Annotated in this window: 14 protein-coding genes; 11 read left to right on the top strand and 3 right to left on the bottom strand. The window is 45.0% G+C overall.

The window, feature by feature from the left end; translation table 11 throughout:
- Window positions 1–282: 282 nt before the first annotated feature.
- From RT143_RS04775 to RT143_RS04800, 6 genes are all read left to right on the top strand, one after another.
- The gene (locus tag RT143_RS04775; RefSeq protein ID WP_313091535.1) at window positions 283–1,452 is read left to right on the top strand and encodes a PhoH family protein; all 1,170 of its coding nucleotides are present in this window, start codon (window positions 283–285) and stop codon (window positions 1,450–1,452) included.
- 3 nt (window positions 1,453–1,455) lie between these two features.
- Window positions 1,456–2,082, top strand: coding sequence for an rRNA maturation RNase YbeY (gene ybeY / locus RT143_RS04780; RefSeq protein WP_313091537.1), 627 nt, complete (start codon window positions 1,456–1,458; stop codon window positions 2,080–2,082).
- Between the two features lie 8 nt (window positions 2,083–2,090).
- Window positions 2,091–3,194: an asparaginase gene (locus RT143_RS04785; protein WP_313091539.1), complete on the top strand. Its 1,104-nt coding sequence runs from the start codon at window positions 2,091–2,093 to the stop codon at window positions 3,192–3,194.
- A 61-nt stretch (window positions 3,195–3,255) separates the two neighbouring features.
- Window positions 3,256–4,062, top strand: coding sequence for a tRNA pseudouridine(38-40) synthase TruA (gene truA / locus RT143_RS04790; protein ID WP_313091541.1), 807 nt, complete (start codon window positions 3,256–3,258; stop codon window positions 4,060–4,062).
- Window positions 4,063–4,190: 128 nt separating this feature from the next.
- On the top strand, window positions 4,191–4,412 hold the full coding sequence (gene infA, locus RT143_RS04795) for a translation initiation factor IF-1 (protein ID WP_007116282.1): 222 nt from the start codon (window positions 4,191–4,193) through the stop codon (window positions 4,410–4,412).
- 245 nt (window positions 4,413–4,657) lie between these two features.
- Window positions 4,658–6,172 (top strand): outer membrane protein transport protein, encoded by a 1,515-nt coding sequence (locus RT143_RS04800; RefSeq protein ID WP_313091543.1) that lies wholly within the window; start codon window positions 4,658–4,660, stop codon window positions 6,170–6,172.
- A 134-nt stretch (window positions 6,173–6,306) separates the two neighbouring features.
- Here RT143_RS04800 and RT143_RS04805 read toward each other — a convergent pair whose 3' ends face one another.
- A complete protein-coding gene (locus RT143_RS04805) occupies window positions 6,307–7,422 on the bottom strand; it encodes an energy transducer TonB (protein ID WP_313091544.1) in 1,116 nt (371 codons plus the stop codon).
- Window positions 7,423–7,710: 288 nt separating this feature from the next.
- On the opposite strand from RT143_RS04805, the gene RT143_RS04810 reads away from it, so the two are divergent.
- The gene (locus tag RT143_RS04810; RefSeq protein WP_313091545.1) at window positions 7,711–9,258 is read left to right on the top strand and encodes a cryptochrome/photolyase family protein; all 1,548 of its coding nucleotides are present in this window, start codon (window positions 7,711–7,713) and stop codon (window positions 9,256–9,258) included.
- 124 nt (window positions 9,259–9,382) lie between these two features.
- Here the strand turns inward: RT143_RS04810 and RT143_RS04815 are convergent, their stop codons facing one another.
- Window positions 9,383–11,872, bottom strand: a complete 2,490-nt coding sequence (locus RT143_RS04815; protein WP_409519687.1) for a glucose/quinate/shikimate family membrane-bound PQQ-dependent dehydrogenase — start codon at window positions 11,870–11,872, stop codon at window positions 9,383–9,385.
- A gap of 513 nt (window positions 11,873–12,385) precedes the next feature.
- Between RT143_RS04815 and RT143_RS04820 the strand changes: the two genes are divergently transcribed.
- From RT143_RS04820 to pncB, 4 genes are all read left to right on the top strand, one after another.
- The gene (locus RT143_RS04820; protein ID WP_313091546.1) at window positions 12,386–13,363 is read left to right on the top strand and encodes a DUF1852 domain-containing protein; all 978 of its coding nucleotides are present in this window, start codon (window positions 12,386–12,388) and stop codon (window positions 13,361–13,363) included.
- A gap of 49 nt (window positions 13,364–13,412) precedes the next feature.
- Window positions 13,413–14,468: a methionine synthase gene (locus RT143_RS04825; protein ID WP_313091547.1), complete on the top strand. Its 1,056-nt coding sequence runs from the start codon at window positions 13,413–13,415 to the stop codon at window positions 14,466–14,468.
- Between the two features lie 20 nt (window positions 14,469–14,488).
- A complete protein-coding gene (locus tag RT143_RS04830; RefSeq protein WP_313091548.1) occupies window positions 14,489–14,995 on the top strand; it encodes a flavin reductase in 507 nt (168 codons plus the stop codon).
- An 88-nt stretch (window positions 14,996–15,083) separates the two neighbouring features.
- Window positions 15,084–16,280: a nicotinate phosphoribosyltransferase gene (pncB, locus tag RT143_RS04835; protein WP_313091549.1), complete on the top strand. Its 1,197-nt coding sequence runs from the start codon at window positions 15,084–15,086 to the stop codon at window positions 16,278–16,280.
- A gap of 103 nt (window positions 16,281–16,383) precedes the next feature.
- On the opposite strand, the gene RT143_RS04840 is transcribed toward pncB, so the two are convergent.
- Complete coding sequence (locus tag RT143_RS04840) at window positions 16,384–17,838, bottom strand: NAD-dependent succinate-semialdehyde dehydrogenase (protein WP_313091551.1); 1,455 nt, start codon at window positions 17,836–17,838, stop codon at window positions 16,384–16,386.
- Window positions 17,839–17,884: the final 46 nt, after the last annotated feature.

Genomic DNA, 17,884 nt, shown 5'->3' on the forward strand with positions numbered 1-17,884 from the left:
ATATTATGCGTATTTAACCCTATGTCGTCAAGCATTTTGTCACATTTTTTTTTCATTTTCTCAAAATTTAATTTTTTGCCCGTTGTGGCTGAGCATTGGCTCCGTGTCGACCTCAAAATCACTTGAAATGACAAAAACCCGTGAACGTCACTTGAATTTTTGCATATATTTACCATAATAGTATCAACGTGCCAAAATATTATATTGGTTACTGTCACACCCCCATAATCTCTCAACCTTATGATTTATCACAACTATAAAAACCCATAAAAGGAAGCACTCTTGAGCGATACCATCAGCAGAACGGTCGATTTATCATCTCTAAAAGCCCATCAACTCAAAACCTTATTGGGCGAATACAATAACCACATTAAGTATCTTGAACATCGTCTGTCAGTCCACATTCACCAACGCAAAACCGATTTTGTGATTTCAGGTGAGCTTGATTCAGTCGCGCGTGCTGAGCGTATCTTGGTACAGCTTGCCGATGAAGCACAAAGCAACGACGTCATCTCGCCAGAAGATTTGCACCTGCTCGTGCAAACGAGTTTTAGCCGTGAGCAAGATTTAGCGCTAGAAAATGGTGCCGCTAGCGAAAATGGCAGCGAGCGCGCCGATAGCACTGAATTCACCCCGATTAGTTTGAGAACCCGTAAAGGAAAAATCATCCCCCGCGGTTACAACCAACAGCAATATGTCAAAAAAATCTTACTGTCTGATGTTTCGTTTGGCGTAGGGCCTGCAGGGACGGGTAAGACTTACTTGGCGGTGGCTTGTGCGGTGGATATGCTAGAGCGCAATGAGATTGAGCGTATTTTGCTCGTGCGCCCTGCGGTAGAAGCAGGGGAAAAACTGGGCTTTTTACCGGGGGATTTGACCCAAAAAATCGACCCTTATTTACGCCCACTTTATGATGCTTTATATGAAATGCTAGGGTTTGAAAAAGTGGCCAAACTGATTGAAAAACAAGTTATTGAAGTAGCCCCCCTTGCCTACATGCGCGGTCGTACCTTAAATAACTCGTTTGTGATTTTGGATGAAGCACAAAATACCACCCCTGAGCAGATGAAAATGTTCTTGACCCGTTTGGGTTTTGGCTCACGTGCGGTCATCACGGGCGATATGTCACAGGTGGATTTACCTCGCGGCACCAAGTCAGGCTTGCGGCATTCGTTAGAAATCTTGGCGGATATTGAAGAAATTCATGTGACGCGGTTTGATAGCAAAGATGTGGTACGCCATCAATTGGTTCAAAAAATCGTGCAAGCCTACGATAAATACGATGAAGCGCAAGAAGCGATTAAAGAAGCCAAAAAGCAATCGCGCCTACTTGAACAAAGCCAAGCACAGTCCCAAGCAGCAAGCTTGGCTATCGGGGTAACGAATAACCATGCACCGGTTGATAAAGCTACGATTGATAACGCACCCATTGATATAGGTATCGCGGAGTAGCTTATGTCATCAGCTTTGCCAACCCAAATTGATTTAACAGGTGATTTAGCAGGCGCTTTGTCGCAAGCGCCGCTTAGTCAAGTGCCGATGAGTCAAGTGATAATTAGTTTTGCCGAAGACTTAATTGAACTGCCAAATTTTGGCGAACTTGAAGCCTTGTACCAACAAGACAAGATTGTCGCTATTTTGCAACAAGTGCTGCAGTATTTTCAAACCCATCAAGACACTACCGAAATACCTAGTCAACTGGGTGAATTTATCTTTCAAAAAACCGTTGAATTAGAAATTTATGTCACGGAGCCTGTGGAAGCCCGCGCTATCAATTTGGATGCGCGTGGCAAAGACTACGCCACCAATATTTTATCCTATGCCAGTGAATTGCCTGAAGCTGTACTAGAATTACTGCCCGCACTGCCGCTAGGTGAATTAGTGATTTGCCATGCAGTGGTGGTCAGTCAAGCGGCTGAGCAAGGCAAGACCATTGAGCAGCATCTGACCCATTTGCTGGTGCATGGGATGCTGCATTTGCTGGGTTTTGACCATGAACTTGGGCAAGCTGAGCAAGATGAAATGGAAGCGATTGAAATCGCTGTCCTTGATAAGTTATCCGTTGCCAACCCTTATGAGTAAAATTTCAATTGAGTAAATCTATCACCAAATCAGGTATTGGCATCATCTACGCGGGCGGCACTTTTGGCAGTTATGGCAAACCGCTTGCTAGCTTAAATGCTGATATTTTTTTACCTGTGTTATCACAGATACTACAGACCCATTTTGCCACCTACCCAAACCATGCACACGACCCTGTGGACTGGCGGATATTGGATAATGATGTCATTAAAGACAGTAGCCAGTTAACGCCTGCCGATTTTGCGCATTTTTATCAATTGATATTACAAGCCATTGCGCAAGGGATTCGCCAATTTGTGGTGCTAACAGGCACGGATACGCTCAGCTACCTCGCGGCTTTTTTGGCAGAGTGTTTTGCGGGTAGTCATATCAGTATTGTGGTGACAGGGGCAATGAGACCTTTACTTGATAGCAATGTGTTAACTGATTACCTTATCGACGCGCAGAGCGATGCCACGCAGAATTTATTTGATGCCTGCAAATTAGCCCGTCATGGTGAGCCTGGGGTGCGGGTTTGTTTTTCTGGTGAAGATTGGCCTGCGCAAACGGTGCAAAAAATTCATAGCCATGATTTAATGGCGTTTGTGGGGCACCACCGTGCTGGTTATCCCGCCAATAGCTATACCTCAAAAATCACCCAGGCTCAGCATCAACTTTGGCTAGAAGATCGGTTGAGTCAATTGCCGCAAGTCTTTGACAGCTTGTCCCATGCTAATATTGCCACACTCTATTTGACGCCCGTGGATACGCATTTGCTCGCTGCTCGCTTGGATAATTTATTGTCTGAAAAACCTGATGCCATCATTATTTTGGCATTTGGTGCAGGCAATGTGCCGTATGCCGAATCCATTAAAAACCAATTATTACAGGCGAAAAAACAAGGCTGTCTGGTGGCAGTGACGACCCAATGCGCGTATGGCGGCGTCAGCCAAGCGTATGAAGCGGGGGCATGGCTGGCTCAGCTGGCTCAGTGTGAAGTTTTGATGACGGGACGATTGACTTTACCTGCGATATTTGCACGTCTGCTATGGTTGATTGGCAGTTATGATACCCCTGCTCGCCGCCGTCAGCGTTGGGCGCATTGTCTAAAAGATACCCACACCGTCGCCTAATAACTGATTAGTTGTTATACTAGGCTTTTTTATTGTAGGTTTTGGCAAAATTGGCTTTTTTATGACTGTAAATACTTATGCGATCAGCATCGAATTTATTGGTACTCGCTATCGCGGCTGGCAACGCCAACAAGAAGTTGATAGTATTCAGCAGCATGTTGAAGCAGCGTTATCAAAGATAGCCAATCAACCCATAGAAGTCATCGCTGCGGGTCGTACTGATGCCGGCGTCCATGCGTCAAATATGATAGCCCATTTTCAAACCACTGCCACACGTCAGCCTTATAATTGGCTGCGTGCCGCAAATTCTCTACTACCTGATGATATTGCGGTGCGCTGGATACAAATGATGCCTGCTGAGTTTCATGCGCGCTTTTCTGCCATTGCTCGACGCTACCGCTATATTACCCTCAACCACCCCTTTCGACCTGCGATACTCAATCAGCAAATTACTCATGAATATGCCCCACTGAATGTCAAACTGATGCAGCAGGCAGCGACCTATCTGGAAGGCACTCATGATTTTACCAGTTTTCGTGCCGCTTCCTGCCAATCTAATCAGCCTGTCCGCCATGTCCATTTTGCCAAATTAATTCAGCATGGTGAGCTGTTGGTACTAGATATCCAAGCCGATGGTTTTTTGCATCACATGGTGCGAAATATTATGGGTACGTTATTTGAAATTGGGCGCGGTGAACAGCCAGTCGCATGGATTGAAGCATTGCTACTTAGCAAAAATCGGTCACTTGCGGCAGCGACTGCTTCTGCCGATGGGCTGTACTTTATCAATGCGCTATATCCACCCCAATTTCAATCACTGTTACCTGCAACAAGGCTATCCCCTATTTGGCTAAATTTGCCTGAATAAGGACGCGATGCGCGCAAATCTTCTAGCTGTTTTTTTTCAATTGATTGATTTAGGGCTTAAAAGTTGCGATAACACGCGCATCAGCGTATAATCTGCATTTATACATTTGACTCATAGATATAGGTATTATGGCAAAAAAAGACGATGTAATTGAATTTGAAGGCGAAGTGGTCGATACTTTACCTAACACATTATTTAAAGTGCGTTTAGAAAATGGGCATGAAATTATTGCGCATATTTCTGGAAAAATGCGTAAAAACTATATCCGTATCTTAACAGGCGATAAAGTTAAAGTTGAAATGACACCTTACGACTTATCGAAAGGACGTATTACTTACCGCGGTCGATAGTTGTTTAGCTAGATATAGTCAGTAAAAAGAGGGTGTTAACTCAATGAGTTAAAACCCTCTTTTTTTCGTGACTGCTCAGGTCAATAAATTCTTACAAAAATGTGATTATACGGTTGTCAATTGTTAAAATTTTGATTATTCTTTCACTGACCAAAGGAAGGTATTACGTTGATTCTAATTTATTGATAAGTTTTTGTTAAATTAGCTGTTAGACGTGATGATTAAAATCAAACAGGGAGCTTCACATGTCATTTAAAATTTCTTCTCTCGCGCTAGCCGTTGCTACGCTTTCTACTGTTTCTATCGCAAACGCAGCCGGTCTAGACCGCTCTACCCAACCAAGCTGGGCTTTTACCGAGCAAGGTACTTTTGCCTATGTTGAGCACATTACCATCGATCCAAAAATCGAGGGTAAAGATAATCAAAATGCTTTTGCTACTAAAGATAATTATCAAGAAGGTCGCAATGTCCCTGATATGGCCGATGATTACCAGTTTTTAAATTTTGGCGCAAAAGCCGATGTCAATGACACCATCAGCGTAGGGGCATTTTTTGATCAGCCTTGGGGCGCAGATGTTGAGTTTTCTGGCGATAACAACTTTGTTGGCACGCCAACTGCGGTTATTGGTGGTATCTATGCTCAGGCAGCAGCAGGATTGCAAAATGCAGGTATTGCACTGCCTGTTACCAATGCTACAGAACTGCAAACCGCTATCTCAACCATCCAAAATCAAGTTACTGCAGGGCAAGCGCGATTAGATGCAGCGAATACTCAATTAGCGAGAGCTCAAGCCGCTTTGGCTGCTAACCCTGCATTAGCGCCTGTTTTAACGCCACAAATTACTGCACTTCAACAAGGGATTGCTGCAGGTACTACCCAAGTTGCGGCTGGTAACCAAGCAGTTAAGACTTTATCTACCGCACAAGCGGCTTCACAAAATTTATCTAAAGTCACAGGTGCAACCAACGTTTCTATCAGCAGCCAAAATTTCACAGGACTGTTGGGGGTAAAACTGGGTGAAAAGAAAAATATTCAAATCTATGGTGGCCCTACGATTCAGCGTTTAGAAGGCGATGTCCATTTACGTGGTAACGCTTATAAAACCGCCTCTGGCTATGATGCAAATATTACGCGTGATACGGCTTATGGCTGGATGGCTGGTATTGCTTATTTAAAACCTGAAATTGCCCTCAAAGCCGCGTTAACTTATCGCTCTGAAATCGACCACGACGTCAATATGACGGAAAACCTGCCTGCACTTGGTGCAGCGGGTGTCGGCACCAATGAAATTACTATCACCACGCCAAAATCTGTTAACTTAGATTTCCAAACAGGTATCAATCCAACAACCTTATTAACCGCAAAAGCACGGTGGGTACCTTGGAGCGATTTTGCGATTAAACCAAAAATCTATGGTAGCGCAAGCGGTCTAAATTTAGTTTCTTATGACGATGACGCTTGGACTGCTGAAGTCGGTTTAGGTAAAAAATTATCACCACAATTAGCTATTTCAGGCGCTGTGGGTTATGACTCAGGTGCAGGTAATCCAACCACTTCTCTAGGACCTGTCGAGGGTAACTGGAATGTGGGCTTGGGAGCAAAATACAATTTGACGCCTGAATGGGCTATCTCAGGCGGCGTTAAATACTTGATGTTTGGTGATGCCAAAGCAAAACTACCCGATGGTAGCATTGTTGGCGATTTCCAAGACAATGATGGCTGGGTATACGGTCTACGTTTATCTTACCAAAAGAAATAAGCTAACTTTCAATAACATGAAAGCCAATCTGTTCATCAGGTTGGCTTTTTTTATGTGTCTAGTTAATCAACATTGACACAGTAAGCCTTTCATGATTATTACATAGGTTCCGCTTCAACAACATATCGTATGGTTTAATTTGCAAGATTGGTCAGTGCTATGGTGAGATTACCAATGCTTGGTACCGTGACGCCATTGGTTTTTTTTGGGTAAAGTTTGGCTTTTTGCACTTGTTGGCAAATAAATTTATCCACCTCTGAATCACCCGATGTTTGCGTAATCCTGCATTTTTCCACGCCACCTTGGGCATTGACATTGAGTTTTACTTGTAGGCTAGATAGCTGCTTTAGCGTCACAATACGGGATAAATTGGGTGGTAACTGCGTGTTAGGTCTTTTCTGCCAACTTGCATCCGCATTGCCAAAGGTGATGGGTGTTGCTGGTTTTGGTGACGAATTAATAGTGGGGACAGCGGGGATAGTTGAAATAACTGGGCTAACGGGCTGATTTGGCGTTTTTTGTATTTGAGGACGCATTGAATCTTTAGATGATTTAGCACGCTCATCGTGAGTTATAGGTTTTAAAGCATACTCAGCATTGGTATGGCTTTGGTTGTTAGCAGCTGATTTGATAGTAGCTGAGTTGGGTTGAGCAAGAGATTGGCTATTATTTGAACTTATGTTGCGTTCTATTTGCGCCGCTTGCTGTTGTTCATAGTGAGCGTTATATTGACGCGCGTTCAGTAATGGCTGGCTAGGAATATCTTGTGATTTTTTTTGGGATTGAGTTTGGCTTTGACTTTGACTTGGTGTAGATAACGGAGTTGTAGGTTGACTGGCTTTTTGTTGGTTAGTCGAATTATCTATCGTTGGTCTGAGTTCGATTGGCTTGTGGCTACTATTTTTTGCTGGGTCATTTACCATTTTAGCGGGTACAGGGTTTGGTTTTGATAATGGTTTTCCCTTAATATCAGCTGCTTGTGTGTTATCGCTAAGATGAGGTTGTTTGGCAGGGTCTGCATGATGGATGACCACAGGCGGTTGTGAATGGTAGGTCTGCGAGGGGTGAGGCTTCAGCTGGATAAAGCTAATTTCGAGCGGCTGTGTCGTTTGCGGTTTGATTTTTAAAGCAGTTTGGTACTGAAAAAATAGATATAGCAGCAGCCCATGCAGCGCCGTAACGATGCCAACTACCACTACCCTAATATATAGTTTTGACGATTTGTTATCGGATGATAGGGTAGATAGCATAACAGGGAAATCGCTTGATACACGCTTGAATGATGGCAGATGATATTGCCATCTTAATATAATTGTGCCATAAATCAAATAGTTAGTTTGCTATTTAAGGCGCGTATATTGCAAAGCCAACACAACGTTTACCCGACTTTTGGTGCAGGTCATTGCACATTTTTGCAACGGCATGAGTGGTGTTTTACCGTTATGATGGCACAATAAACCTGAAAAAATGTCTTGGGAAGCCAAGCCTTTTGTTGACATAATACCCTAACGATAAACTGTTGTATTGGGGTAAAGATAATGAGCAGCAAAACGAACTTGATGTGGTTTCGCCAAGATTTGCGCACCTTTGACAATACCGCTTTTGCGGCTTGCTGTGAGCATGCACAGCAAAACCATGCTGGTGTCATAGGCGTGGTTTATTTGACACCCAAGCAATGGCAATCCCACCGCAAATCGCTGTGGCAAATTGACTTGATACTGCGGCAAATCCGCGCACTTGAGCAGAGTTTATCTCAGTTGAATATTGGTATTATCATCAGAGTGGTGGATGATTTTGCCTTGCAGGCGACGGATGTGCTTGAGCTTTGCCAGCAGCTTTCTATTAGCCATGTATTTGCCAATCTGGAGTACCCGGTTAATGAAGTTGCCCGCGATCAATATATCGCCCGGCAGGCGCAGTCGTTGGGCATAGTTACCCAATGGTTTGATGATAGTCAGGTGATTGCCCCTCAGCGTATCGTCACCGACAAAGGTATGCCGTACAAAGTCTTTACCCCTTTTTACAAGCGTTGGCTTGCGATGATTGAAACCGCCGACTTAACCCTATCGCCCACCCCTGCCGCCATGGCTATAAATACCACACAAGTTGCCAAAGACAGCCGCAATACCAATACCAATACCAATGACTATATAACGATTGATGCATTTTATCGCGCTTATCTTACCCCCACCCCTGCGCTCGATAAACAGCTCAATCACGTGGGTAAGTTAGCACAATTGTTATACCCTGCCGGTGAAGCGGCTGCCCAATCACGACTGGATGATTTTTTAAAAAAACATATCGCTGATTACAATACCGCCAGAGACGTGCCCGCTTTGAATAATCACTTGGGTGCGACCAGTCGTTTATCGCCCTATTTAGCAATCGGTATGCTATCACCAAGATTATGCTATCTCAAAGCCAGACAAAAGCTGAACAGTCAGCAAGGACTGGGAAGCGAGAAAGACATCATGCGCTGGATTAGCGAGCTGGCTTGGCGCGATTTTTATTATGACGTTATGGTTAACCGTCCAGATATCGTTAAAGGCAAGGCGCTTTTGACCCCACTCGATGAATCTGTGGCTTGGCGCTATGACCTAGCCGACTTTGAAAGCTGGTATCAAGGTAAGACCGGCGTGCCGCTGGTGGATGCAGCGATGCGCTGTCTCAATGCTACAGGTTTTATGCACAATCGGCTGCGTATGGTGGTGGCGATGTATCTGAGCAAAAACCTACTGATCGATTGGCGTTGGGGTGAGGCGTATTTTATGCAGCATTTGGTAGATGGTGATTTTGCCAGTAATAATGGTGGATGGCAATGGTCAGCTTCCGTCGGTACCGATGCTCAGCCCTATTTTCGGGTGATGAATCCATTTAGTCAGGCGGCAACGCATGACCCTGACGCCAGCTATATCCAATACTGGGTGCCCGAGCTTGCAACAGTGCCAGCTAACATCATCAACGATGAGCAGAAACTCCAAACTTACCTAACACAACATCCCCACATCGCCTATCCAAAGCTTGACACCCCAACAAAAGTCTCACGAACGATGGCGATTGAGGCATTTAAAAAACCAGTTAAGTAATTGCTATCGTTAAGTGTTTTTTAATTGCCGATATAAATTATGACTAAATACACTGCCCACTTAATCTAGGGTCATAAAAAAACCACGTTAAGGTGTTAACGTGGTTTTTTTAAAACATTTATGACTAATCGGGTAACGCATAGGCAACCATGTAGTCACCCATCTTGGTGCCAAACGAGCCATGCCCGCCTGCCATGATGACCACATACTGTTTGCCATTAATCTCATAGGTCATTGGCGTGGCTTGTCCACCAGCAGGCAAACGTGCTTCCCAGAGTTTATCGCCGTTGCTGACATTAAAGGCACGGATATAATTATCTTGGGTCGCCGCGACAAACATCACATTTCCCGCTGTCGAAATCGAACCACCCAGTCCGGGTACACCGATTTTTAATGGCGGTAACTGCATCAGTTTTGGCAAGCTATCACGGATAGTACCGATACGTTTTTTCCACACGATTTGATGGGTGGTCAAGTCCACCCCTGCTACATAGCCCCAGCCAGGTTGTTTACAAGGTAATCCCACAGGTGATAAGAAAGGTTTGATTTCAACACCATAAGGCGCACCATACATAGGCTGGACGCCTTGTTCAGTGCCTGCGCCTTTTTCTTTTTGTGGACGGTTAGGATCTTGTGGAATCAAAGTACTGACGAAAGGTAACGCTAAAGGATTCATCACCGCGACTTGGCGATCAGGATTGACTGAAATACCGCCCCATTCAAATACCCCTAAATTACCTGGGAAAACCAAGGTACCGTTTTCTGACGGTGGCGTATAGATACCCTCATAATTGAGTGATTTAAAATACGCACGGCAATATAGCTGGTCAAACATGGTCGCGCCCCACATATCTTTATCCTGTAGCGGATTTGGTGGCGCAAGGTTTAACTCAGAAAATGGCTGAGTGGCAGCGTATTTTTCACCTTTGGTTTGGTTACCGCGTTTGACCGTTTGCGGTACGGCACGTTCTGTCACCGGTACCACAGGTTTACCCGTACGGCGGTCAAGAACAAACACATTACCCGTTTTGGTGGTGACGTAGACCACAGGCGTGGTTTTGCCCGTTTGGTCGGTCAATTCTGCAATGGTTGGCTGCGAGGGTACATCCATATCCCACAAGTCGTGATGCGTGGTCTGGAAGCTCCACAGCACTTTACCTGTGGTGCCATTGAGCGCAACAACCGAGTTGGCAAAACGCTCTTGTAGTCGGTCACGATTACCGCCCCAAATATCTGGCGTACCAACACCAACAGGCACATATACGACGTCGGCTTGGCTATCATACGCAAGCGGTGCCCATGCATTTGGCGAGTTGTGTACAAATTTTTGCCCAGGTGCTGGAATGGCATTGGGGTCTTCTGCGCCTGTGTCAAACACCCACATCAATTTACCGGTATTAACATCATAGCCACGGATAACGCCCGAAGGCTCTTTGGTAGAGAGGTTGTCAGTCACAGACCCACCGATAACAATCGTCGTACCTGTCACTACAGGCGGTGACGTTGGGTTGTAGCCACCGGGATATGGGTATGGCATATCTTGTTGCAGATTGACTTCACCATTGGTACCAAAATCGCTACAACGTTGACCCGTATCGGCATTGACAGCGACTAGGCGACCATCATTGACCGGCAAAATAATTTTACGCGGGCAAAGCGCCGATTGGGTTTGGCGCGCTTGCAAACTGGCAGCATTTTTACTGACATTGGCGTCATCGTGATACGATACCCCACGGCAGGTCAAATGTTGGAAGGTTTTGTCTGATTTGAGTTTCGGATCAAACCGCCATTTTTGTTTACCAGTGGCAGGGTCAAGCGCAATCAAAAACTGATGCGCGGTACAAAAATATAAGGTATTGTTGACTTTAAGCGGGGTGACTTGGTTAGTGGTTTCCCCAGAATCATTGGCAGTTTTAAAGTCGCCAGTACGAAACGTCCACGCTTCTTTAAGATTTTTGACATTGCTATCATTGATTTGGGTCAAAGGTGAATAGCGTGTACCTTCAGGTGTCCGTCCATAATCGGTCCAATCGCCAGGAGCAATGCCTGCCAATGGTTTTGGCGTAGGCTGCGCGCGGGTGATGGTGCCATTGATCTCTTGGGGGTCGTGAAAAGCGGCATAACCCATCAATGCAAAAATTGATAGAATGACTAAGCCTAAGCCATGTCGAACCGGGGTTAGCCAAGTATGATCAAATAACGTTGCTTTAGGCGTTGATGATGGAGTCGTCTGGTTAATTGGCTGATGAGATTTAACATAGCGGGTGATATGTGGCAACCATAGCCAAATCCCCATAAAGGTTAAAATATCAAGTCTAGGTGCGAGTGCCCAAAAATCGCTGCCCACTTCCCATAACGACCATACCGCTGTCACAACCAATAAAGCAGCAAACAGCCAAAGCGCCAGTGCAGCGCGTTTTTTAAGTAACACCGCCGTGGCTAATATCCAAAGACCCGCTACTAAGTAGTACCACGAGCCGCCCAAACTAATGAGATAAATCCCGCCAAACAATAATACAAAGCCTATGATGGCAAAAATCGCCATGGTGATATAGGGTGGTTTTACCGTATTGATTGCTGACGAGGGTATATTTTGATGATTGCTTATTGTCATATCACCCTCCTTATTTTCCCGTGATTATAGAGCGGGCTATGAAGCCTTTAATGCTACAGACTTGTAGCGTAATGTTGGTAATTGGTAAGTTAACCTTTCTGATAGCGAATTACTTATTTTATAGGTACAAAATTTATTACTTTGTTGCACAAATTATTTTTTAACTATCAACTTTTATTGAATATGCAAAACTTCTAACAAAATTAATCTTCGTCAACCTCAAAAAATAGCCAGTATCGCTAGCTTCGCTGAATTTATGTTAGGGTATTTTTATGTCGCTAATACCAAATCTCAGTGCTGCCAATAAAAAAACTGTTAGATACTCTCTAGCCGTTTTTTTATTCAAGGAAAAATTTAAAATGAATAGAATTCATCATTTTTAAATTTTAATTCGTTTTTATTCATCTCCATTTTAGCGTATAACTGTCTTTGTACTTTTAGCAGTGACGATTTCTAGTGGTCGTAGGGTGCTAAAAGAATTTTTTTTGCACGACTGTTACGGAGATTATAGACATGACTTTACCGATTGATTGTCATATCAAAACCATTGCATTTGATGAAAATTACCAACCTGCCAAAGATACTAGGCTGACTACCAACTTTGCCAATCTAGCACGGGGTGAACACCGCGAGCAAAACTTACGCAATACCCTGCAAATGATTAACCGTCGATTTAATGACTTGGCACATTGGGACAATGTGACTGGCGACCGCTATCAGGTCGAGCTTGAGATTGTCTCTGCCAATCTTGAGATAGCGGGTACGAAAGACAGCTTTCCGGCTATTGAGATTTTAAAAACCGTTATCTTTGACACCCAGACCCAGCAGCGAATCGATGGCATCGTGGGGAACAGTTTTTCTTCCTATGTGCGCGATTATGACTTTAGTGTATGGCTGTTGGCCCATAACAAAAACCAGCCATTGTTTAGCGTGCCCGAGCGGTTTGGGGATTTGCATGGTAAGTTGTTTGATTATGTGCTGAACTCGCCTGCCTACCGTGAGCAATTTAACAAACCACCGGTGATTTGTCTGAGTGTATCGACCACTAAGACCTACACCCGAACCGCCAATTGTCATCCGATTTTGGGCACTGAATATGTACAAGACGCGTATTCGCTGACAGATGAGTACTTTAGCAAAATGGGTTTATCGGTGCGTTATTTTATGCCGCCAAAATCAGTGGCACCTTTTGCGTTTTATTTTAAAGGTGATTTGCTCAACGACTACACCAACCTTGAGCTTATTAGCGCGATTAGCACGATGGAAACGTTCCAAAAAATCTATCGTCCGGAGATTTATAACGCCAATACCGTGGCAGGTCAAAGCTATCGGCCCAGTTTAAATCATGAGGATTATTCACTGACCAAAATCGAGTATGACCGTGAAGAACGTAGTCAGCTAGCGATTCAACAAGGTCAATACACAGAAACCCACTTTATCAAACCCTACCAAACCTTATTACAAAACTGGTTAAATTCCCAAGTCGCTTAATAAGTCGCTTAAGCAGTTTTGCTAACACCAAACAATCAAAGAGAAAACAATGACGACACTTTTTCCAACATCAACGGCAGGTAGCCTGCCTAAACCAAGCTGGCTTGCTGAACCTGAACAACTTTGGTCACCTTGGAAGCTGACAGACAGCGCGCTTGTCCAAGGCAAACAAGACGCGTTATTGGTATCATTGCAGCAGCAATTAGCGGCAGGCATTGATATTGTGAGTGATGGCGAGCAAACCCGCCAACATTTTGTCACCACCTTTATTGAGCATCTAGATGGGGTTGATTTTGCCAATCGCGCTACGGTAAAAATTCGCAATCGCTATGAAGCCAGTGTGCCGACTGTGGTAGGTGCGGTGTCGCGCCCGCAATCGGTATTTGCTGAGGACGCCAAGTTTTTACGTGAGCACACAGACAAACCTATCAAATGGGCGCTACCTGGACCCATGACCATGATTGATACCTTAAGTGACCAATACTACGGCAGCCGCGAAAAGCTGGCTTGGGAATTTGCCACCGTACTCAACCAAGAAGCTAAAGAACTCGAGGCGGCAGGGGTTGATATTATTCAATTTGATGAGCCTGCCTTTAATGTATTTTTTGATGAGGTCAATGATTGGGGTATTGCGGCGCTCGAACGTGCTATAGAAGGGTTGAAATGTGACACTGCCGTCCATATCTGTTATGGTTATGGTATCAAAGCCAATACCGATTGGAAACAAACCTTGGGCAGTGAATGGCGACAATATGAAGCCATCTTCCCCAAACTACAGCAATCGGCGATTGATATGGTGTCGCTGGAATGTCACAATTCGCGCGTACCGATGGAACTTATCGAATTGATTCGTGGCAAAAAAGTGATGGTGGGCGCGATTGATGTGGCGACGCATCAGATAGAAACGCCTGAACAAGTGGCAGAGACGCTGCATAAAGCCTTGCAGTTTGTGGATGCTGAAAATTTGTACCCTTGTACCAATTGCGGGATGGCGCCGCTCCCCCGTCATGTGGCACAAGGCAAGCTGTCTGCTTTAGCACAAGGCGCCAAGCTCGTCCGAAATGACTATTTAGCCACGCATCAATTGGACGACCTAATAATTTAAAAAGTACTTTGGAAAAAACAATGGTTGACGTTACTGATTTTAGAAATGCCATGTCGATGTTATCGGCTGCGGTCAATGTGGTCACTACCGATGGCCCTGCGGGTCGTCATGGCTTTACTGCATCGGCGGTGTGCAGTGTAACCGATACCCCACCGACCTTGCTTGTATGTATGAATACCGCCTCACGCTCGTATGAATATTTCGTGCAAAACAAGGTATTGGCGGTGAATGTGCTTGCCGATCATCATGTACCATTATCCGCGGTTTTTGCATCAAAACTCGAAGCGCAAGCGCGCTTTGAGCATGGCACATGGCATACCTTGATGACCCAATCACCGATTTTGGACAATGCCTTGGCGAGCTTTGATTGCCAAATCGAGCAAATCCAAGAAGTCGGCACACACGGGATTTTTATTTGTCGTATCGAAGCCATACAACAAGGCAAAGACCAGACAGGCTTGGTGTATTTTAACCGTGAATACCATGCCGTCAATAAAATTAAAGTCGAAACGCCCAGCCAACCATAATGCCAAGCACCGAGTCAGATTTTCTACAATCCAAGCGAATTAATGCTAAAGTAGTCACTCATATCGATAGTTACAGAATTTAGGATGGATGATGGCGATTATTAAGTCTTTATTGGACACGGATTTATACAAATTTACCATGCTACAAGTGGTGCTACATAAGTTTCCACAGACGCATAGCGTATATGCGTTTCGCTGTCGCAACCTTGAAGACACCGCCTATCCCCTATCAACACTACTCGATGAAGTCAATAGCGAGCTCGATGCGCTTTGTGAACTAAGGTTTACAGCCGATGAGCTGCAATATCTTCGTGGTCTGCGCTTTATCAAAAGTGACTTTGTTGATTATCTTGAATTATTTCAACTCAAACGCCGTTTTATCAAAGCGACCATTGATGCTGAAGGTCGGTTAGACATTCGTATTGAAGGTCCGATGATTCAGGCAATGATGTTTGAAATCTTTGTGTTGGCGATTGTCAATGAACTGTATTTTAGTCACCTTGACCAGCAATCGGCTTGGCAAGTCGGTGAACAACGGCTAAACGATAAACTGCTACTGCTACAAGACTATCGTCGCCAAATGGCGGCTTATGACGTCCCGTTTTTGGTATCAGATTTTGGTACGCGTCGACGTTATAGTGTTGCTTGGCAAGAGCAAGTGATTGAGCGGTTGATGGCAGTGCCGGAAATATTTCGCGGTACGAGCAATGTGTATTTTGCCAAACAGTTCGGTATCACCCCGATTGGCACAATGGCGCATGAATTTTTACAAGCCTTTCAGGCACTTGATGTGCGTTTGCGTAATTTCCAAAAAGCGGCACTCGAAGCTTGGGTTCAAGAATATCGAGGTGACTTAGGTATTGCATTGACAGACGTGGTCGGGATGGACGCGTTTTTACGCGATTTTGACTTGTATTTTGCCAAGCTATTTGATGGGCTGCGTCATGACAGTGGCGACCCGTATGAATGGGGCGAAAAAGCCTATGCGCACTACCAACAACTCAAAATCAACCCAAAAACCAAAATGTTAAATTTTAGCGATGGGTTGACGTTGCAGAAGGCGTGGGCGCTGTACTTGCATTTTAACGACCGTTTTCAACTTGGGTTTGGGATCGGGACTCACTTGACCAATGATATGGGACAAACACCGCTCAACATCGTCCTTAAACTGGTTGAATGTAATGGGCAATCGGTCGCCAAAATATCCGACAGCCCGGGCAAAACTATGACCGATAACGATACCTTTTTGGCATACCTACGTCAAGTATTTGATATCGCTGAGTAAAAGTCCTAAAGCGCTAATTGCAAAAGCTAACAGGCAAAATCAGCGCGTTCAATCTTACGCCCAATCATGGCAATGTATGCCATGAATTTGGACGATTGAACTATTATTGCACATCAATACACCAATATTTGGTCGTGACATAGTCTTCAATCCCATACTTTGAGCCTTCACGCCCAAAACCGGATTGTTTGACACCCCCAAATGGTGCGACCTCCGTGGATAACAGCCCGGTGTTTTGGGCGACCATACCGTATTCGAGTCCTTCACACACTTTCCACGAGCGAGCTAGACTTTGGGTATAAAAATACGCCGCTAATCCATAAATCGTGTTGTTGGCATGGGCAATCACTTCCTCATCGCTATCAAACACAAACACGGGCGCAATCGGACCAAAAATCTCTTGAGTAGCAATGTCCATGTCATCGGTAATTCCCGTGATAACGGTCGGTTCAAAGCTTAAATCTGACGCGCTGTGTTTCTTTCCACCGGTGACCACGGTCGCGCCTTTGCTGACTGCATCTTCAAGTAACTGCTCGACTTTGTCCAGTGCACCTTGGTTGATGAGCGGACCGATATTTGTGCCCTCTGTCATGCCGTTACCCACTTTTAAGGCTTCTACTTTTTGTTTAAAGATGGCTAAAAATTTATCCTTGATGCTTGCTTGCACATAGACGCGGTTTGCACACACACAGGTTTGTCCGGCATTACGGTATTTGGAAGCGATAAGACCGGTTGCTGCTTTTTCTAAGTCGGCATCATCAAATACGATAAAGGGCGCATTGCCACCAAGCTCCATTGAGAGTTTTTTGACCGTGGACGCGCATTGTGACATCAAAGTGCGACCGACTTCGGTAGAGCCGGTAAAGGATAGTTTATGGATACGTTCATCTTGGGTGAGCACTTCGCCAATGACGGATGACTTGCCGGTGACGATTTGTAGCAAGCCTGCAGGCAAGCCTGCACGTATGGCAAGTTCGCCCAGTGCTAATGCGGTCAATGGGGTTTCGGTGGCAGGTTTGACAATTATGCTACAACCAGCGGCTAAGGCAGGGGCAACTTTGCGGGTAATCATGGCGGCGGGAAAATTCCAGGGGGTAATCGCCGCACAGACACCGATGGGCTGTTTTAACACCACGTAGCGTAGGTCTTTGTTGGTGGTAGGGATGATGTCGCCATAGATGCGTTTGCCTTCTTCGGCAAACCAGCGGATAAAGCTATTGGCATAGCCGATTTCACCGCGCGATTCGGTGATTGGTTTGCCTTGCTCAGCGGTCATGATGGTCGCCAAATCTTCTTTATTTTGGTCGATTAAATCCGCCCAGTTGTTTAAAATAGCTGCGCGCTCGTTGGCGGTCTTTTTTGCCCAGTCTATTTGCGCTTTGTGGGCGATGGCGACGGCGTCGATGACTTGGGATTTTTCTAGGCTGGGTATGGTGGCAATCACTTGGTTGTCAAATGGATTGGTGACATCAATGGTGTCCCCTGTCGTGGCGTCTGTCCATTGGTTGCTAATAAGTGATTGGGTTTTGAGTAAGGTTGGGTCTTTGATTGGTAGCATCAGGAAGTCCTGTTCGTTATGTTGTTATGAGGATATTGAGAACTTT

The organism is Moraxella sp. CTOTU48268 (genome assembly GCF_032069585.1).
In the GTDB taxonomy this organism is placed as follows: Bacteria; Pseudomonadota; Gammaproteobacteria; order Pseudomonadales; family Moraxellaceae; genus Faucicola; species Faucicola cinerea.

Bases quoted from the DNA above. Each gene is read 5' to 3' on its own strand.
- ybeY (WP_313091537.1), top strand. From the start codon at position 1,456: ATGTCATCAGCTTTGCCAACCCAAATTGATTTAACAGGTGATTTAGCA.
- truA (WP_313091541.1), top strand. From the start codon at position 3,256: ATGACTGTAAATACTTATGCGATCAGCATCGAATTTATTGGTACTCGC.
- infA (WP_007116282.1), top strand. From the start codon at position 4,191: ATGGCAAAAAAAGACGATGTAATTGAATTTGAAGGCGAAGTGGTCGAT.
- RT143_RS04800 (WP_313091543.1), top strand. From the start codon at position 4,658: ATGTCATTTAAAATTTCTTCTCTCGCGCTAGCCGTTGCTACGCTTTCT.
- RT143_RS04805 (WP_313091544.1), bottom strand. From the start codon at position 7,422: ATGCTATCTACCCTATCATCCGATAACAAATCGTCAAAACTATATATT.
- RT143_RS04810 (WP_313091545.1), top strand. From the start codon at position 7,711: ATGAGCAGCAAAACGAACTTGATGTGGTTTCGCCAAGATTTGCGCACC.
- RT143_RS04815 (WP_409519687.1), bottom strand. From the start codon at position 11,872: ATGACAATAAGCAATCATCAAAATATACCCTCGTCAGCAATCAATACG.
- RT143_RS04820 (WP_313091546.1), top strand. From the start codon at position 12,386: ATGACTTTACCGATTGATTGTCATATCAAAACCATTGCATTTGATGAA.
- RT143_RS04825 (WP_313091547.1), top strand. From the start codon at position 13,413: ATGACGACACTTTTTCCAACATCAACGGCAGGTAGCCTGCCTAAACCA.
- RT143_RS04830 (WP_313091548.1), top strand. From the start codon at position 14,489: ATGGTTGACGTTACTGATTTTAGAAATGCCATGTCGATGTTATCGGCT.
- pncB (WP_313091549.1), top strand. From the start codon at position 15,084: ATGATGGCGATTATTAAGTCTTTATTGGACACGGATTTATACAAATTT.
- RT143_RS04840 (WP_313091551.1), bottom strand. From the start codon at position 17,838: ATGCTACCAATCAAAGACCCAACCTTACTCAAAACCCAATCACTTATT.